General features: G+C 34.4%; 13 protein-coding genes. 4 read left to right on the top strand and 9 right to left on the bottom strand.

Annotated features, from left to right (window positions below):
- Position 1 precedes the first annotated feature (1 nt).
- The gene (locus NYG92_RS01065) at positions 2-2614 is read right to left on the bottom strand and encodes a valine--tRNA ligase (RefSeq protein WP_289233258.1); all 2613 of its coding nucleotides are present in this window, start codon (positions 2612-2614) and stop codon (positions 2-4) included.
- A gap of 12 nt (positions 2615-2626) precedes the next feature.
- Complete coding sequence (locus NYG92_RS01060; protein ID WP_289233257.1) at positions 2627-3556, bottom strand: hypothetical protein; 930 nt, start codon at positions 3554-3556, stop codon at positions 2627-2629.
- 114 nt (positions 3557-3670) lie between these two features.
- Here NYG92_RS01060 and NYG92_RS01055 point away from each other — a divergent pair, with 114 nt between their 5' ends.
- From NYG92_RS01055 to tpx, 3 genes are read left to right on the top strand one after another with little or no spacing between them, the layout of a single operon-like run.
- Complete coding sequence (locus NYG92_RS01055; protein ID WP_289233256.1) at positions 3671-5692, top strand: ATP-dependent helicase; 2022 nt, start codon at positions 3671-3673, stop codon at positions 5690-5692.
- A gap of 41 nt (positions 5693-5733) precedes the next feature.
- Positions 5734-6549: a substrate-binding domain-containing protein gene (locus NYG92_RS01050; RefSeq protein WP_289233255.1), complete on the top strand. Its 816-nt coding sequence runs from the start codon at positions 5734-5736 to the stop codon at positions 6547-6549.
- Positions 6550-6559: 10 nt separating this feature from the next.
- Positions 6560-7087, top strand: a complete 528-nt coding sequence (tpx, locus tag NYG92_RS01045) for a thiol peroxidase (RefSeq protein ID WP_176318545.1) — start codon at positions 6560-6562, stop codon at positions 7085-7087.
- Positions 7088-7107: 20 nt separating this feature from the next.
- On the opposite strand, the gene rpoD is transcribed toward tpx, so the two are convergent.
- Positions 7108-8961 (bottom strand): RNA polymerase sigma factor RpoD, encoded by a 1854-nt coding sequence (gene rpoD, locus NYG92_RS01040; RefSeq protein ID WP_176318544.1) that lies wholly within the window; start codon positions 8959-8961, stop codon positions 7108-7110.
- Between the two features lie 169 nt (positions 8962-9130).
- On the opposite strand from rpoD, the gene dnaJ reads away from it, so the two are divergent.
- Positions 9131-10246, top strand: a complete 1116-nt coding sequence (dnaJ, locus tag NYG92_RS01035; RefSeq protein ID WP_027303628.1) for a molecular chaperone DnaJ — start codon at positions 9131-9133, stop codon at positions 10244-10246.
- Here dnaJ and motB read toward each other — a convergent pair.
- The 6 genes from motB to NYG92_RS01005 all read right to left on the bottom strand — a co-directional run bounded on the left by motB (position 10243) and on the right by NYG92_RS01005 (position 19299).
- The gene (gene motB, locus NYG92_RS01030; protein ID WP_289233254.1) at positions 10243-10977 is read right to left on the bottom strand and encodes a flagellar motor protein MotB; all 735 of its coding nucleotides are present in this window, start codon (positions 10975-10977) and stop codon (positions 10243-10245) included. The two genes, dnaJ and motB, sit on opposite strands and share 4 nt — an antisense overlap.
- A gap of 2 nt (positions 10978-10979) precedes the next feature.
- A complete protein-coding gene (motA, locus tag NYG92_RS01025) occupies positions 10980-11756 on the bottom strand; it encodes a flagellar motor stator protein MotA (RefSeq protein WP_270983444.1) in 777 nt (258 codons plus the stop codon).
- 14 nt (positions 11757-11770) lie between these two features.
- A complete protein-coding gene (gene polA / locus NYG92_RS01020) occupies positions 11771-14410 on the bottom strand; it encodes a DNA polymerase I (RefSeq protein WP_289233253.1) in 2640 nt (879 codons plus the stop codon).
- Positions 14411-14462: 52 nt separating this feature from the next.
- Complete coding sequence (locus NYG92_RS01015; protein ID WP_289233252.1) at positions 14463-18392, bottom strand: S6 family peptidase; 3930 nt, start codon at positions 18390-18392, stop codon at positions 14463-14465.
- A 108-nt stretch (positions 18393-18500) separates the two neighbouring features.
- Entirely contained in the window at positions 18501-18776 is a 276-nt protein-coding gene (locus NYG92_RS01010) for an ArsB/NhaD family transporter (RefSeq protein WP_289233251.1), read from the bottom strand.
- A gap of 157 nt (positions 18777-18933) precedes the next feature.
- Entirely contained in the window at positions 18934-19299 is a 366-nt protein-coding gene (locus tag NYG92_RS01005) for an ArsB/NhaD family transporter (protein ID WP_289233250.1), read from the bottom strand.
- Between the last annotated feature and the right edge of the window lie 136 nt (positions 19300-19435).

Genomic DNA, 19435 nt, shown 5'->3' with positions numbered 1-19435 from the left:
ATTAACCCCTTAAATTTTTAAGTTCCATCTGCACCTTTTCAAATTGCTCTTTAAGATTATTTAAGGCATTTTGATTTTGTAGGATAATGTCTTTTGGTGCTTTGGATAGAAATTTCTCATTACTTAACATTGCGTTGATTTTAGTAAATTCTTTTTCTAGCTTTATTTTTTGATTTTCAAGCCTTGAAATAATCGCACTTAAATCTATATTGTCAAGCTTAATGTTAATTTCTAAATTTTCACTCACATCACAAATGGCGTTGTTTAATTTTTCGCTTATAAATTCTACACTTTCACATTTTGCAAGAAGAGTTATGAAATGTTGATATTTTTCTATCTCGCTTTGCATAGCAGAATTATTAAGCTTAATATAAGCCTTTTCAATCTTAGCATTACCAAGCTCGATTAAGCTTTTTGCTCGGCGTATGCTAATGATACTTTCTATTAATAAAGAAAAAATGCGTTCTATTTTTTCATCTTTGTTACCTAAATTTGGATAAGCACTTATCATAATCGAAGCACTATTTTCAAGCTCACTTCCACTTAATTTATGGTAGGCATATTCACTTATAAAAGGCATAAAAGGATGCAAGGCTTTTAAGGCTTCTTTAAAAATGCTCCCAAGCTCTTTAACGCTACTTTTTTGCGCCTTACTAAGCTCGATCCCCCAATCACAAAAATCGTCCCAAAAAAATCTGTAAAGATAATTTGCCGCATCATTAAAGCGGTAGTTTTCTAAATTTTCCCTCACTTGTTTTAGGCATTCTTGAAATTTTGCGTGAATGAATTTGGCAAGCTCACTTTGAAGCGTGATATTTTCCAAATCCTCAAATTTTCTTTCATTTAAAAGAAGATAATTTGTCGCGTTATAAATTTTATTTGTGAAATTTCTCACTTGCAAAAGCTTATCATTACTCAGTTTGATATCTCTGCCCTGCACCGCAAGCAAAGCAAGGGTGAAACGCAAAATGTCGGCACTATATTCTTTAATGCTCTCATTTGGGTCGATGACATTTCCAAGACTTTTGCTCATTTTACGCCCTTGCTCATCTTTGACTAAGGCGTGAAGATAAATGTGTTTAAAAGGTAAATTTTCTAAGGCATCAGTGCTTAAAAACATCATTCTAGCGACCCAGAAAAATAAAATATCAAAACCCGTAATCAGCAAAGAATTTGGATAAAAATTCTTCAAATCTTCTTTTTGGTAAAGCGTTCCTTCGCCCCAGTTTTCATTTCCCCAGCCAAGTGTGCTCATAGCCCAAAGACCTGAGCTAAACCAAGTATCTAACACATCTTTATCTTGATGAAAATTCACACCATTACATTTTGGGCAAGATTTGGGTGTATCTTCACTTGCCCACTCACATCCACACTCGCAGTAATAAACAGGAATTTGATGTCCCCACCAAAGCTGCCTTGAAATACACCAATCACGCAAATCTCGCATCCAAGCATTAAAGCTATTAACCCAGTGATTAGGATAAAACTGACTTTCATTTAAAGCGACTTTTTCTATACTCTTTTTAGCAATTTCTTTTTTGACAAACCATTGTTTAGAGATATAAGGCTCTACAATATTATTACAACGATAGCAATAGCCCACTTGATTATGATGCTCTTCTATCTTTTCGATAAAACCTAAATTTTCGAGTTTTTGGACTATTTTTTCTCTAGCCTCAAGTCTTTCTAAGCCCTGAAATTCTAAGCAATGCTCATTTAAAATTCCTTTTTCATCAAAAACACTTATAAATTCTAAATTATGTCTTAAGCCTACTTCGTAGTCGTTCATATCGTGAGCTGGGGTTACCTTAACTACGCCTGTGCCAAAGTCTTTTTCCACAGATTCATCAGCGATAATTTTAATAGCTTTTTTACTTAGAGGCAAAACGACCTCTTTTCCTACAAATTTAGCATATCTTTCATCATCAGGATGCACCATTACTGCCGTATCGCCGAAAAAAGTTTCAGGGCGAGTTGTAGCAACGATAAGAAATTTTTCACTATCTTTTAAAAAATATTTAATGTGATAAAGTTTGCCTTTATTTTCTTTATATTCAACCTCTATATCACTTAAAGCACCATCGTGGGTACACCAATTTACCATATAATTTCCCCGCACGATGAGCTTTTCGTTGTAAAGTTTCACAAAAGCTTTTTTTACGGCATTTGCTAAGCCCTCGTCCATAGTAAAACGCAAACGACTCCAAGCAGGAGTTATGCCTAAAGTCCGCATTTGTTCTAAAATTTTGCCTCCGCTTTGTTCTTTCCACTCCCACACTTTTTCGATAAATTTTTCGCGCCCAAGCTCTTCTTTTGTAATGCCTTGTGCTAAAAGTTGCTTTTCTACGACATTTTGCGTAGCGATACCTGCGTGGTCTAACCCCGGCTGATAAAGGGTTTTATAACCCTCCATTCTCTTATAGCGGGTAATAATATCTTGCAAAGTAAAAGTAAGAGCGTGTCCTATGTGCAAAACACCTGTAACATTAGGCGGTGGCATCATAATGCAGAAATTTTTACCCTCTTTTTGTATCGCTTTGTTTGAATCGACTTCAAAATACCCACGCTTTTCGCAAAGCTCGTAATATTTTTTTTCTAAACTTTTATCATACATTAAGTTAAATTCCTATTTTTGAGATTTAATCTCAATGATTTCCGTGAAAGGGAAGAAAAATTGAGCTGTCTCAAGCCCTCTTTTTAAGCTTTTAATATGTCTTGCAAAATCACTCCCCTTAATCTCTTCCTCGCTTTTAAATTCAAGCCTTTCGATAATCTCTTCTCTTTTAACCTTTGAATTTAATTCATTAAGATTGCCAAGATGCGGGGCTAATTGTTTAATATCAATGTATCTATAAGCTTTTTTCATATGAGAAAAAATAATATCTTTATTGTAAATGCTTACATTCATTTTATGTTTTGGTAGCATTTCTATAAAAACGGTTAAGTTATAATCTTGCGCCCTTGATTGAACAGGGGTAAGCATATCTTCTAAAAGCTCGATTCTATATTGAGTCAAGGCTTTGCCGTGCATCACATAAACCTTCATCGTTTCAGAACTAAGCTTTGGCTCAAAACGGCTATCTTTACCTTTTTGCTGATATTCTTTTATGGTGCTTAGGCGAATTTGCTTTTGATTTTTTTCTTGCTTTCTTTCTTCTTTTTTTACGCTTTGTTGAGGCTCTTTTTTCTTTATATCTTTTACTTCTTTAATGGCTTGTTTTGGCTGCTCGATTGGCTTTTTGTTTTCTTCTTGTTTTGTGAGCTTAGGTTCTTCTTTTTTCTCTTCTTGTTTTATTGTGTGATTAAGATCTACCTGCGTTTGCTCTTGTATTTGTGTTGGCAAAATAGGGCTTAAGCTGGTATTTGTTTCTTGAATGAAATCTTGTTCTTTTTGTTGTGGCTCTTGTGGGAGAGTTTGTTGTTGGGTTTGAATTGTAGGAGTTTGATTGACTGCACTACTTGTATCACGCTCAAAAAGATAATAATAAGTCCCACCAAGTGCGAAAATTAAAGCGATTAATATGGCTATTAAAATAGAAAAAACCTTAACATTCATTTCTTTTCCTTAAATTTAAATAAAATAAAATCTGTATTATACAATAAGAAAGTCAAAATTTCATTTTTTAAGCAATTTTTTTTTATAATTACGCCTTTTATTTTAAGGAGAAGAATGCCACTTTCTAAACTCAATGAAGAGCAATTAAAAGCTGCCAAAGCAAATTTTGGACACAATCTTATCATCGCAAGTGCTGGCACGGGTAAAACTTCCACCATAGTCGCTAGAATAGCTTTTTTATTACAGCAGGGCATTAGTCCTGAAAGAATTATGCTTTTAACCTTTACCAATAAGGCAAGTAAAGAAATGATAACGCGCCTTTCGCGATATTTTGATAAAAAAATCATAGGAAAAATTCTAGCCGGCACCTTTCATTCCACTGCCTACACTCTCCTTAAAAATGCTGATAAAACCATCATTTTAAAGCAAGCAAGTGAGTTAAAAACCCTACTTAAAAGTGTGTATGAAAAACGGCGTTTTTCGCATTTAAGCGATATAAATCCCTACGCAAGCACCTCTTTATACGAACTTTATTCTTTATTCCAAAATAAAACTCATAATGAGGAATTTCACTCTTGGTTTTGTCAAAACTACCCAGAACAAAGCATTTACGCGGAAATTTATGAGGATATTTTAAAAGAATATGAAGAGGAAAAAAAGCGTTTTAATTATGTGGATTTTAACGATTTGCTTTTAAATTTAAAAGAGCTTTTAAAGACCCAGAAGCACGAATTTGATGAAATTTTAGTTGATGAGTATCAAGATACAAATTCTTTGCAAAGCTCACTTATCGAGGCATTTGAAAGTAAAAGTCTATTTTGTGTGGGAGATTATGACCAAAGCATTTATGCTTTTAATGGAGCTGATATTAATATTATAGGAGGGTTTAAAGAGCGTTTTTTGGATGCACAAATTTTTTCACTCAATAAAAACTACCGCTCCTCAAAAAGCATTTTAGCCCTTGCTAATAAAGTCATTTTAAATAATGAAAGACTTTATCCAAAAGAGCTTATCGTAACGCGTCAAGATGAATTTAAGGCACCTAGTTTGCTCATTTTTGATGAATTGTTTTCTCAGTATCAAAATATCGCTAAAATGATTTACACAAGTGGAGTGAATTTAGAAGAAATCGCTGTCATTTTTCGCAATAATTCAAGTGCTGATGGTATGGAAGTGGCTTTAAGGGAGCGAGGGATTGCAAGTGTGAGAAAGGGGAGTGGGAGCTTTTTTGAAAGTTTAGAAGTTAAAGCATTTTGCGCGATGTTGGCTCTAATTGTCAATCCCAAAGATATTATGGCTTTTATTCATCTTATACAATATACAAAAGGTGTGGGGGGAGTTTTAGCAAAAGATATTTTTGACGCACTTTTAAAGCTTGGAGATGGAAATTTGATTAAAGGTTTTTTAGAGCCTGATAAAAATGTAAGTTTGAAAAATTATCAAAAAAGAAATTATGAACTAGGGCTTTTTGCGGATTTAGATGATTTGGCAAATGAAAAGCGTTTTCATTTTGAAAGCGAATTTGAAGCACACCCCATCTTAAAACTTTCTAAAATCAATGAGCTTTGTGCGAGAAATTTGGAAAAACTTTATTTTTTTCTTAAAGAAGTGGAGCGTAAAAGGCATTCTTTAGAGGTGCTAAATTGCATTTTTAATAATGAATTTTTTAAAGAAATTTGCGAGGAGCTTGCTACAAAAAGAGCGACAAATAAAGCAGGGCAGGTCGATTTGCTAAGAAAAAATGAAAATTTACAAAAGATAGAAGCAAAATTTGGAATTTTAAAAGAATTTGCGAAAAATTATAGCGATGTTTATAAATATTATAATTTTCTAACACTAGGCTCAAGTGAAATGAGTAGTGGAAAAGGCGTGAATTTATTAAGTGTGCATGCAAGTAAGGGGCTTGAGTTTGATTTAGTTTTTGTGGTGGATTTAGCACAAAATCGTTTTCCTAACAAAAAACTAATGTCTAGGGGAGGAAGTTTAGAAGAAGAAAGAAGGCTTTTTTATGTCGCTGTAACAAGGGCAAAAAATATTCTTTATCTAAGCTACGCTAAGTATGATAAGGATAAAAAAACGCATTATAAGCCGTCTTGTTTTTTAGTCGAAGCTGGGTTATGTAAAGAGGAGTATTAACTTTTAAGTGTTAGTATAAATGAAACGATTGAAAGAGGTGTATGATGAAAAAAATGTTATTTTTAAACACCTTAATGGCTAGTTTATTAAGTGCTAAAATTTTAATTTATGGACCAGATCCAGCAGCTTTAGCTATGAGAGAGCTTACGTTAGAATTTGAGAAAAAAAGCGGAGAAAGGGTTGTTGTGAATTCCGGTCCTTCTAAAACTTGGCTTTATAAAGCTAGACAAGATGCGGATTTATTTTATGCACCGAGTGCTAAGAGTATGGAGAGGTATATTGAATTAGTGCCAAATTTAAGTATAGATGATATTAGCATTATCCATTTGTGTCAAACAAATTTAATGGTGCGTCCTAACAATCCTCTAAAAATCACCTCTTTTAACGATCTTTTGGATAAAAAAGTTAAAATTATGGCGATGAGTGGAGGACACAATAGCTATGAATTTATAGCCCTTAAAATGGGAAATGGGGAAAATTTAACTAAGCTTAGAAAAAATATTATTGTGTATGCAAAAGGTCCAAAAGAAGCCTTAAGCTTATGGAGGCAAGATCCAAACATCGATGTTTTAATTGGCTCTTCATGTTGGAAAAAGGCTTTAGAAAATGAGGCTTTGTTTGTTGAGGTGGGAAAGGAATTTGCTATGTATAAGGCTATGGAATTAGCCCCTACAAAAAAAGGTTTGCAAAATCAAAAAGTGCAAGAATTTATCAATTTCACAAAAAGCGAGGAGGGACAGAGGATTTTACAAGATACTATGTGGAGTTTAGAGGGTGATTTTAAGCGAGGTAGAGTTCATCAACCGCCGCTTTTGCCACATCATAATAGAAATCATCAATATAATACATCATATTAAAGGAGAAAAAATGTCAGTTAATTTTAAAGGAAATCCCGTTGATTTAAAGGGAAATGTGCTAGAAGTTGGAGCAAAAGCTCCTAAAGTAAGTCTTAAGGCTAAGGATTTAAGCGTTGTAGAAATCGCAAAAGAAGATAAGGTGCAAATTGTCCTTACTGTGCCGAGCCTCGACACTCCTGTTTGTGCGAGTGAAGCAAGAGAATTTAATCAAAAAATCGCTACTTTTAAGGGTGCTGAAGTGATTGTTGTCAGTATGGATTTACCTTTTGCTATGGGAAGATTTTGCTCGACTGAAAATATTGACAATTTAGTCGTAGCAAGTGATTTTGTCGCTAAAGAATTTGGAGAAAAATACGGCGTTTTAATCGCTAATGGGGCTTTAGAAGGGCTTTTAGCTAGAGCTGTTTTTGTGATTAAAGATGGCAAAATCGCTTATAAAGAGCTTGTAAAAGAAATCACAGAAATGCCAAATTTTGAAGCTGTTGAAGAATTTTTTAAAGGTTCTGGAAGTTGTTGTGGGGGTTGCGGCTGCCACTAAAAATAAGCCTTGAAAAAGGCTTATTTCCACCCTTCGATATAGTTTTTAAGTTTGCGTCCTACTTTTGGGTGCTTTAGTTTTTTAATTGCCGAGCTTTCTATTTGCCTTACTCTTTCGCGCGTTACATTAAGTTCTTTTCCTATCTCTTCCAAAGTTCTATCACTTTCATCTTCAAGTAAGCCAAAACGCATACGAATTACAGCCTTTTCTCTATCATTTAGCTGATCAAGCACTTCATCGATTTGTTCTTTTAAGTCATCTTTTAAAATGTTATCCATAGGAGAAAGCGAATTTCTATCCTCTACAAAATCTCCAAATTTTCCATCATCTTCACTGCCAATAGGTGCTTCAAGAGAAATAGGCTCTTTGGTAATTTTAATGACTTGTTTTACCTTATCAACGCTCAAGCCCACTTCTTTAGCAATATCATTGACATCTGGCTCTTTGCCATTTTTTTGCAAATGCTCTCTTATGATTTTGTTGATTTGATTAATTGTTTCTATCATATGGATAGGAATACGAATTGTTCTTGCCTGATCAGCAATCGCTCTTGAAATGGCTTGTCTTATCCACCAAGTCGCATAAGTGGAAAATTTATAACCTCTCTTGTATTCAAATTTATCCACCGCTTTCATTAAGCCTATATTGCCTTCTTGTATAAGATCCAAAAATGGTAAGCCTCTATTTGTATAACGCTTGGCTATACTGACAACAAGACGCAAATTTGACTTTGCCATTCTACCCTTAGCTTCATCGGAAATTTTTTTACCTCTTTTGATTTGTTCTAAAATTTCTTTTAAACGACTTTTTTCCAAATCAAAGCTTTTTTTACTCGCTTCTTTAGTTTGAAAGAGTTTTTTAATCTCCATATAAGTGCTTACCATAGTCGTTTCCATAGCTTTTTCGGCGATTTCATCTTTGCTTAATTTGGTAATTTCTTTTAAAATATCCGCATGTCTAGCTTTAAGCTCATCTGAAAACATAGGAAGACGGTATTCTAAACGCTTAAGTTCCTTGTCAAATTCATCATCGCTCTTAAGCGCTGTTTCCATTGACTTGACAATTTCACTAATAAGCTTTGAAGTTGGTCCTAGGTCCATTAATTTCTCTTTTAAAATATTCTTTTTAAAAGCTATGCTTAATTTATCTAAAAGTTCATCTTCTTTAGCCTTAGTTTCTTTAGAAACTTTAAGCCATTCTTTTTTTGCTTTTTCTAAGGCTTTAAATTTTTCTATCACTTTTAAGGTGCGTTCATCTTCCTTTTTGTTAGGCTTTTTGGTTTTTTTATCCTCTTCGCTTTCTTCATCATTTTCTTCTTCATCGAGCTTATCATTTTCTTTGTCTTCTTCTTCATCAAAACTTTTAAAAAGCTCTTTTACACGCCTTTCTCTATTAATCAAAGGTTCTTGATAGTCTAAAATAAAATCAATCAAATAAGGCACAGAACAAAAAGCATCGATGATAATATCTTCACCCAATTCAATTTTCTTTGAAATTTCGACTTCTTCATCTTTGTTTAAAAGTGCGATTTGCCCCATTTCTCTTAAATACATACGCACAGGAGAGTCCGAGCGACTCCACTCTAAAAGCTCATTTTCATTTGCTAAATTAAATTCATTTTCTAGCCCAGTATCTTGGAGCTTTTGTTTCTCTTCTTCTAATCTTTTTGCATCGGCTACATTTTGCATTTGGGCAATTTGTGCCGCAGAATAAAGCTCAACTTTATATTTTTTCATTAAAGAGCGAATTTTTTTAATCGCTGTAAGATTGGGCTGTTTATTAAGATATTTAACTAATTTCTCATAGGTAATATAATCTTCTTTATTTTCCTTAAATAATTCTTCAAGCTCTAAATTTTGAGTTTTAGCGTCCATTTTTTTCCTTTTACAAAGATAAATTTGCGATTTTAGCTTATTTTTGCTTAACTTTTGTATAATCGACTTTAAAGCAGTTTTCTTAAGTTTTAACACTTACAAATTTATTATCATTTTTTAATTAAAATTTGATAAAATCACAACTTTTAATCAAAATTAAGGAAAATGCGTGGAAATCAGTTATTATGAAATTTTAGAAATAACACAAAGTGCCGATAAAGAAAGCATTAAAAAAGCTTATAGAAAACTAGCCTTAAAATATCATCCTGATAGAAATCAAGGAGATAAAGAAGCTGAAGACAAATTTAAACTTATCAACGAAGCCTATGAAGTTTTAAGCGATGATGAAAAAAGAGCTATTTATGATAGATACGGCAAAGAAGCTTTAAAGAGTAGGGCTGGCGGAAGTGCTGGTTTTGGTGATTTTGAGGATATTAGAGATATTTTTACAAGTTTTTTTGGAGAAGGTTTTGGCGGCAGGAAATCGCGACAAAAAAATAATGAAGATAAATTTAACGCCGATTTTGTTGTGGGGCTTAATCTTAGCTTTAAAGAAGCTGTTTTTGGTTGCACAAAGGAAATTGATTTTACCTATAAAAACTCGTGCAAAACTTGTAATGGCAGTGGGGCAAAAGACGGCAAAATGCAAACTTGTCCTAAGTGTCAAGGTAGAGGGCAAATCGTTATGAAGCAAAGCTTTTTGTCTTTTGCGCAAACTTGTCCTGATTGTAGTGGTAGCGGAAGCTGTGCGAGTGATAAGTGTCCGCAGTGCAAGGGGCTTGGCTATGAAGAGCTTAAAGATAAGGTTGAGCTTAAAGTGCCTGAGGGTGTGGATAGTGGAATGAATTTGAGGGTTAGCGAAAAGGGAAATATTACTAAAAATGGCATTAGGGGGGATTTATTTGTTAAAATTCACGCAGAAGAAGATGAAACTTTTATCCGTGATGATGAAGATATTTATATAGAATTTCCTGTTTTTTTCACACAAGCTATTTTGGGTCAAAGCGTGAAAGTTCCTACAATTCGCGGTGAAGCGACTTTAAATTTGCCAAAAGGTGCAAAAGATGGGCAAAGATTTGTGCTTGAAAATGAGGGCGTTAAAAATGTTCGCAGTTCGCATATAGGTAGGCAAATTGTGCAAATTGCCATTAAATTTCCAAACTCACTTAATGAAGAGCAAACAAAACTTTTAGAGCAATTAAGCGAAAGTTTTGGCATTAAGGATGGTATGCATCACGAGCAAAAAGGCTTATTTGATAAAATAGCCACTTGGTTTAAGGGCTAGTTAGCCCTTTGAAGTAGTTCTAATATAGATCTTTGTGCATTATCATCGTCTATATCGACTTTAAAATAAATTTCAACTCTATTATTTGCAAGATCGCTTGGAGTGTGATTGAGTAAAGGCTCATTAAAACCATAACTTTTAATGCTAAGTTTTCCCACACTTACTCCGCCATCAATAAAATAATTCATCACAGCCTTAGCTCTTTCATAGCCTAATTCAAAGCTTCTTAAAGCACTATCACTATTATCCGTAAAGCCACGAATTTCGATTTTTGCTTGCGGTGGCAAACTTAAAGAAAGTTGTGCCATACGCTTGAGATAATCTTGCACATCGGCAGAGACAATTTCCGCACTATTTTTAGCAAATTCTACGCGTGAGGGGAGATTAAGAGCGATTTGATTTTCGGATTGATCGAGGGCAGCTTTAAGTTTTTTAATTGTTTCTTGCTGACTTAAAGTCAGTCTTTTTAGCGCCTCAACTTCATCATTTGGAGTTCTTGAAGCACCTGCGTGCTTTTCAGTATTTTGACTTTCTGTTTTAACCGCTTGAGTTGTTGTGTAATCGAAAATTTTTACAAATTCCGTTTTTAAAGCCTCGACCTTAGCGGGATTTGTTTCGGAAATAGCCCAAAGTGCAATAAAAAGTGCCAAAAGCAAACTTAAAAAATCCGCATAAGGCACAGCCCATTTTTCACCAGCTGGACATTCAGGACACTTATGTTTTTTAGCCATTTTTACCCTTTGTCAAATTGTGAAATTCTTGGGTCATCGTGGCTTAAGAAATTAAAAAGTTTTGCTTCTAAATCTCTAGGATTTGCCCCTTCAGCTATACCCTTAATCGCTTCAGTAATGACAACTTGCTCTTTGACAAAATCCATGCCGTTAGCCTTCATTTTTCTTCCCCAAGGGGCAAAAAGCGCATAAGCTCCAAAAATTCCCGTAACAGTAGCGGTAAATGCACCAGAAATTCCCGCCGCCATAGCTTGAGGATTATCCAAAAGTTTTAACGCAAGGATAAGTCCAAACACCGCTCCAACAAGTCCCATTGTGGGGCAGGTTTCTCCAAAGACTATCCAGTATTCCGCACATTCTTTATAATGTTCCTCTAATTGTTCAGTTTGAATCTCCATACTTTCGTGAATTTCTTCAAAGCTTTTGCCATCGACTAACATCATCATAGCATTTTTTAAAAATTCGTTTTCAATCTCATTTGTTCTTGATTCTAAGGCTAAAAGTCCATCTCTACGCGCGATAATAGCAAATTCTATAAGTTGTGCAATGCGTTCTGGTAAATTCACGCCAGACCCCTTAAAAACGACTTTTAGCTCTTTATAAGCGGCTTTAACAATCTTTTTGTGTGTCGAAGTCATAGCACAAAAAGCTGCCGTTGGCATCACGATAAGAAATGATGAGAAGTGCAAAACATGCAGAGGATTTCCCCCTTCTAAAATATCCCCCACAGAGATACTAGTAACAGCTAGCACCATTCCAAGTATGGTTGTTAAATCCATTTTTTATTACTCCTTCACTTTAAAGCGCCCCAGTTTTTAGCGATACTTGAACTTGTTTTTAAATTAACTTTTAATTTTACTATATTTTCCATAATATCCTTAGCTCTTTTTTCAAATTTTTCACATAATTCATCTTTAACTTCGAAAATTAGCTCATCGTGAATTTGCAAAATAAGCCTTTTATCTGCATCAAGCTCCTTATAAAGTTCTAGCATAGCAAGTTTGATAATGTCCGCAGCCGAGCCTTGAAGTATGGAATTTATGCTTTCTCTTTCATACATCGCTACTTGCATAGGTTTTGCATTAGCAAAGTCAAAATAACGCTTTCTACCGCTTAATGTGCTGATAAAACCATTAATTTTTGCATCATTTTTCACTTTTTCAAAAAAGCTTTTAATACTTGTGAAATTAGCAAAATACCTTTCTATATAAGTTTTTGCTAGACTTGCTTCTATCTTTAAATTCTGGCTTAAGGTTTTATAGCCCATACCATAAATAAGTCCAAAATTAATGCTTTTAGCAATGCTTCTTGTTTCATAATTACTCTCACCAAAAATCATTATAGCCGTTCTTGCGTGTATATCTTCATCATTTTTAAAGGCTTCTAAGAGCTTTTCATCTTCGCTAAAATGTGCGAGCATTCTAAGCTCTATTTGGGAATAGTCAAGACTGATAAAGCTAAAGCCATCTTCTGCGATAAAGCAAGATTTATAGTCCTTAGCATATTGTCCGTGGGCTGGGATATTTTGCAAATTTGGCTCTTTGGAAGAGAGGCGTCCTGTGGCTGTGCCTGTTTGTAAAAAACTTGAATAAATACGCGAATTTTCATCTTTTAAAGCAAGTTTTAATAGGGGCTCACAATAGGTCGAGTAAAGCTTGGCAAGCTCTCTATAAGCTAGAATTTTACTCACGACAGAGTGCTTATCTGTCAGACTTTCTAGCACTTTTTCATCGGTAGAATAGCCCGTTTTTGTCTTTTTGGCACTAGGGAGCTTAAGCTTTTCAAAAAGCACATCGCCTACTTGCTTAGGGGAATTAAGATTAAATTTATCATCGCAAAGCGTGTAAATTTCTTCACTTAAAAGCTTGATTTCTTTTTCAAATTCTTGCATTAAATTTTGAAGCTTTTGCGTTTCTAATTTAATGCCACTTTGTTCCATTTTTCTTAAAACTTCTATAAAATTAAATTCGCTTTCAAAGCCAAGTTTTAGTAAATTTGGCTCTAAATTTTTTAAAAAATATAAGTAAAATCTTAAGGTGATATAAGCATCCTCAGCTGCATATTTGCAAGCCTTTTCAAGCTCTACACTAGCAAAATTTTCTCCTTTTTTTACCACGCTTTCAAAATGCAGAGTTTTATAATCAAAAAGTCTTAGAGCTAAATCGTCCATATTAACACGCAAAGTTGGATTATAAAGCCACGCTAAAATCATCGTATCGGCATATTTTTTGGGAGGGGTGAGTTTAAAATTATTTTCAATTATGGCAAAATCGTATTTTAAATTATGCCCTATGATAAAATGAGAATAAATTTGCCCCAAAGCTCTTTTTGCCGCTTGCATTGAAATTTGACTAGGCACTGCTAGATAAGTGTGATTTAACGGCACATAAAAGGCTTCATTTTCACTCACACAAAAGCTAAAGCCTACGATTTTAGCTTCTCTTACATTAAGCCCTGTTGTTTCAGTATCAAAGGCGATAATGCTCTCACTCTCAAGGCTTTCAAGCTTATCAAAAAGCGTGTTCTCATCGAGGATTAAGGTCGCTTTAAAGCCTAAATTTTGATTACGATTTTGAGGATTTGCCTTTAGCTTTTTAAGTAAAGAATTTAGCTCAAAACGCTCTAAATAATCAAGCACCCTTAAAAGAGGCTCTTCTTGCGTATAGACGCTTTTTTCTATCAAATCCTCTAAATCTAAATCTTCATACAAACTAGCAAGTTTTTTGCTCAAAAAGGCATTTTCTTTGCCCTCTAAAAGCAAATTTTTACTTCTTTCATTACGCACAAAACTCAAATTTTCATAAATTTCTTCAATATTACCAAACTCATCAAGCAAATTTTTAGCACCCTTAGCACCTATGCCTTTAACGCCCGGGATATTATCTGCACTATCTCCACAAAGAGCTAAGAAATCTTTAATTTGCGAAGGTTTTACTCCGTATTTTTCCAAACAAGCCGCTTCATCATAGTCATTTTTAGAAATGGGACTATAAATGCTAACTTTTCCATCTTTAATAAGCTGGTAAAGGTCCTTATCCTGCGTGATAATACGCACGAAAATGTCCTTATCATTACAGCTTTTTACCACAGAAGCGATGATGTCATCAGCTTCATAATATTCTTTAGAAATGCTTACAAAGCCCATTTTTTCTATCATCTCAATGCAAATGGGAATTTGAGCTAAAAGCTCAGGTGGGGGAGGAGTGCGATTTGTTTTATAATTAGGGTCAATCTCACTACGAAAGGTTTTGCCCTTAGAATCTAGAGCGAAGATGATATAATCACTCTTATATTCATTTTTAAGTGAGTAAATGAAATTTGCAAAGCCACTTACCATACCACTTGGCTCACCTTTTGAATTTTTGAAATTTTTTAAAGCATAAAAAAGCCTAAAAAAAAAGCCAAAAGTATCAATAATCGTTAAAGTTTTCATTAAATGCCTTTTTTTGCTTATTATAACGAATTTTTGATACTCGCGTTATAAATTAAAAATGATATTCTGCCTTAAATAATCCACTTGCACCACTTTCACCTCTAAAGGTTGTTTGAAAATTGGCATTAATTCCTAGTGTTAAAGCATTATTAATTTTATAATCTGTCATTAAATCAAGATTATAAGTTACCTTATCACCTTGTAAATCATATCCTATAAAGCGATTTGAGCCGTCAATTCCTATGCGAATTTTATCATTGCTACTATGAATAGCCTTTTTACCAGATATTCCTGCACTAAAAAATAAATTTTCATTTATATAAGCATATTCAGCACCCAAAATTCCATTCAACGCGCGGTAATCATAATCCGCAATTTTCATAATATCAAGCGTATATCCTGCCATTTGATTAACAACATACTCAAGCCCCAAAATAGGCTTAATAGCTTGATTTTCATTTAGTTCAAAGGCATATTTGTAAATCCCACTTACGCCAAAACTATAATCCGTCATCTTAGCTGTAGCCAAATCATTATATTTTTTACTTTTGCCTATAATATAATTAGCATTTACTTGCAGTTCGTGAGCATTGTGAGTTAAAGCACTATATAAACCAAAGCCGTAATTATTTACATTATCATTATAGCCACCATTATCAGCATAGCTTCTACCAAAACTTACAAAAGCACCTAAAATCATATCATTTTCATCGAAGCTAAACTGCCTATCATAGCCTATATTGGTGTTAAAATATTTTAAATACCCACTTCCCTCAAAGTATCCGCCTCCAGTGTTTATCCACATATTATTAGCCAAATAATCGTTACTCATAGGATAAACCAAAGGCACATCACTTGCAAGTGAGGCGTATAAATAAGAGCCGATTTCATTGCTTGCTCTTAGATTATTGATTTTAATAGAATTAATTCTTTTACTTGTGATTTTATTATGATGATTGATTTGCTGTAAATTTGCATCTTGACTTAGGGTTTTGGCGATATCTTTAGCATCATCATCAACCTTTTGAATTCTTGCAACAATTCTATTAATAGCACTCGTATTATTTCTGTTAAAAGCTACATCTAAAACCAATGGGTGATTTGGATTTGCGGTAATTAAGTCATTAAGTAAAAAAAGTTGATGATAATTAGCACGATTGCCGATAGTATTCATTATATCATTAGCATTGACTTGATTATCCTTTGTAAAGCTTAGTTTTATGCCTGTATCTGTTTTCGTAGCGAGGGCTTGAACCTTACTATTGCTATCCTGCCCTTCAAAACTTACCAAAAGATCCCCTTCAGTTGTCAGCTTTTTAAGTAAAACCATATCATACACATTTCCTATATCAATTGTCTCTTTATCTAAATTTTTAACAAAACTTACGAACACCCTCCCCTTATCCAAAAATTTCATTTCCGTATCTCTAAGCTCAAGTGCTAAAAATTTCTTATCTCCCGCACCACTACCCACATCACTTAACTTTAAAGCTTCCGTTATGTCAATGTGCTTTACATTCCAAGCAATATTATCATTTTGCTTATGGCTTAGATTCTTAGCCCTTAAGCGTGAAGTGTCATCAAACTTAGAGCTATTGAGTGAAAAAGTGGAATTAAGATTATCAAAAGCTAGGGTAGAAGCCTTTAAATTCACATTTTGAGGGATTTTTGAACCATCAGCGACATTTAGGGTTGATTGACTAACATTGATTGTTTTACCTAAATTTTCATTTTGAGTGTTTAAGGATACGGTGCTATTTTCTATTTTTAACTCATCAATGCTAAGTTGTGATTTCTCATCGACTGAAATAGCATTGTTTGTATTTTTGATATGTAAAGATTTTGCTGTAAGTTTTGCTTCATTTTCTAGCTTCAAGCCCTTTTCTAAAAGCGTGATTTCATCATTACTAGCTGTTAGGGTAGCCTTATTTAAATCCACACTTGCGCTAAATTGCTTAATGCCTTGCGAAGTGATAGTAGAGTCTTGACTAGCCTTTAAATTTCCTTGATAAGTGATAGTATCTTTCACATCGGCGCTAAGGCTTTGACTTTGTATGCTTTGACTTAAAGATTTACTATCGCTATTATCGATATAAAGGGTTTTGCTATTAAGAGTGAGAGTTGAGCCGTTATTTAGCGTAATGTCTCCCTCTACATTAGCATTTCTTTCGATGAAAAGTTTAGAGCCATTATCAAGTGTGATATTTCCCTTATATCCTCTTTGTATCCAGTCAGGCTGGTTAAAAGTTACGGTTTGATTGACAACTTTATGTCCTTGACCCATTTGATCAGCTTTGTTTCTATCATATTTATTAATATAATGTCCCACCTTACAATCAGATATGCCTAACCAGCTAACACCAACGCAACCATTTTCCCAAGTCGCGTGTGGCACAGGCTTACCTTGTAAAACAATATGCTGATTACTCCCATTTAAAGTGCCGATGTCAAATCCTCCGTCAAAGATAATTTCTCTATTTGTTGGACTCGCATTATTTTTCGCACTTAGCGTAGAATTTCCTATTTGGATCTTTGTATTCCCACTAATATTTGCGTGTATGATTGTTTTATTCGAATTATTAAGATTAAGGGTAGAAATTTTATCTTTATTTTCATTTGTAATTAAAGCATTTGAATTATAAGCCTTAACCCCACTCATACTTACGCTATGTCCGTTTAAATCAAGCGTTCCTCCACTTTTACTAAAACTTACATCAAAACTGCTTATTGCGTTTTCACTATCGATAACTAGCTTACCGTCTTTATTTCCTAAATACGCTCCATTAAAGCTATTTTCAGCCTTGAGTCTAACGACACCCTCCCCCATACGCAATTTACCGTTTGTCTGCTTTGTTACTTCGAGTTCGCCCTTGCCGATTTTATGTAAATCGCCACTAACTCCTGTGTTCCACACAACCTTAGAATCTTCTTCTGCTATATCGATCCCAGCACCAGCAAAGGAGCCATTATCTCCTGTAATATTAAGCGTTTTACCTCCCCCCCTAAGTATAATACCTCCCCCTCCTTGATTAATTTGACTGCTTATACTAATTGTCCCACTCTCATTATAAACGCTGTCTTTATTATTTTCTGCGATATAATTCCCATTTGCTTGCCTTTCCACCTCATATTCTTTTTTAAATCTATCAAGCTCACTTGGAAGTACAAACCCCCAAGTTGTACTATAAACTTGCTTCCCATTTTTAAGTACTCCAGCCCAAGTTGTCCCAACAAGCTCCCATTCTTTCGTTCTATTATTAAATATAAAAGCGGGGCTTCCGCTATCACCAGTATTTGTAGCACCTTTAAGGGGACCATAATTATTATTATTTGTTACCACCATTAAATCCCCATCTCGAATATCACTTGATTTGATATAAAATAATCCACCTGCCCTAGTTGAACTTTTTACAGAATCTCCAGCATTAGGATTGCCGTCCCAATGCTTAAAACTCATACGCCCATTGCCACTTCTATATACAACAACACGATTTTGTCCTTGATATTTAGTTTCATAATCTTCAATATTATTTTTTATCGTGCGTATATCGGTAATTTTATAACCGCCTTCTACAATAAATTTATTTGTTCTTGTAAATGCAGAATCACCACTATATGGCTTCATTTTCATTTCATTATACTGTGTATCGCCAAGATGAATTGTTTTTTTAAGCTCTTTAGTTACTTGACCATTGCGATTAGTTTGAACGGTAACATGTTTTGATGAAGCCGTATAAGCACCGCCGACTGAAGTGCGATTAGAGCCATCAAATTTGGAAAAATCAGGAAAGGGTAAATCGGGCAAAGCGACCTTTGAGCCGTCTTTTTTAATAATGCTAAGATTAGTCGCTCCGGGAGTAAATTGCCCTAAATTCTGTCCAAAGTCTAAATAATCTCTCGTATAAAAATTATCCTTATCTACATTCATCGCATACAAACTTTGTGCCACCGCAACTGATAATAAAAATGCCCTTGTCTTCATCAATTATCCTTTTAAATATATAAAATCAAGATTATACCAAAAATATGATAAGAATTAGATAAAAATTTATTTATTCTTGGTTTAAATAAAAACTAATATAGAAATATTTTAAAATATTATTACATCATCGCACAAAGCCAAAGTCCCAAAAGTCCGAAAAAGCACAAAGGGCACGATAAGCAAAGCTGCTAGCATATATTGCAAAAAGCTAATGCTAATTCCGTAGCGTTTAAGGCTAAAAAGCCAAAGCAAAGTCGCTAGTGAGCCAATGGGAGTAAGCTTTGCCCCGACATTGCAGCCGAGCAAATGAGCAAAAATAAATGCGTTGCTAGAATCCTTTAGCACTAAATCCCCTAGCAGGACCATAGGTAAATTATTTATCACACTAGAGCCAAGACTTGAAGATATACCTACGCTAAAGATTTGTGCGAACAATGGCAGAGTATCAAAAGCCCTTCAGCCAACAAGCCCCATATTATTTAGCCCAAATACCACGATAAATAACCCCAAGCTAAAAGTTACAATACCTAAAGGGGCAAGTTTAAGCATTTGTGTGAGTGCAATTTTGTGCGTTAGGATTCCACACAGCGTGCTTAAAAATGCCACGCCTAGCGCAAAGAGCAATGCCAAAGAGCAAAAGTAAGGTTAAGGCAAAACAAAATAGCGTAATACTAGGCTTTGGCAAAGCTTGTGTATGCACTTTAAACTCTAGCGTTTTTGGGAGTTTGCGTGTAAATAAAATCCAAAATAGCACGAGGGTAGCAAGGATCACAAAAAGCTGTGGTAATGCCATAGTTAAAGCGAAATCGATAAATTTGATTGTAAAAAAATCTGCGGTGATGATGTTTGTGAGATTTGAAAAGATAAATGTATTTGAAGCAAAATCGCTCATAAATCCTAACCCCACACAAACGCCACATCGCTCAAACTCACAATCCCAAGCAAAGTGCCGCCCCAAGAGAGCTATACACCCACAAAGGCAAATTAAAAGGACGGATATAAATGCAAAGTAAAGTGAGTATAAAAATGATGAAGCCTACATA

It is taken from the genome of Campylobacter felis (assembly GCF_030250085.1).
GTDB classification, from domain to species: Bacteria; Campylobacterota; Campylobacteria; order Campylobacterales; family Campylobacteraceae; genus Campylobacter_D; species Campylobacter_D upsaliensis.
The sequence above is the reverse complement of the archived record's forward strand: the minus strand, read 5'-3'. Positions and strand labels throughout refer to the sequence as shown.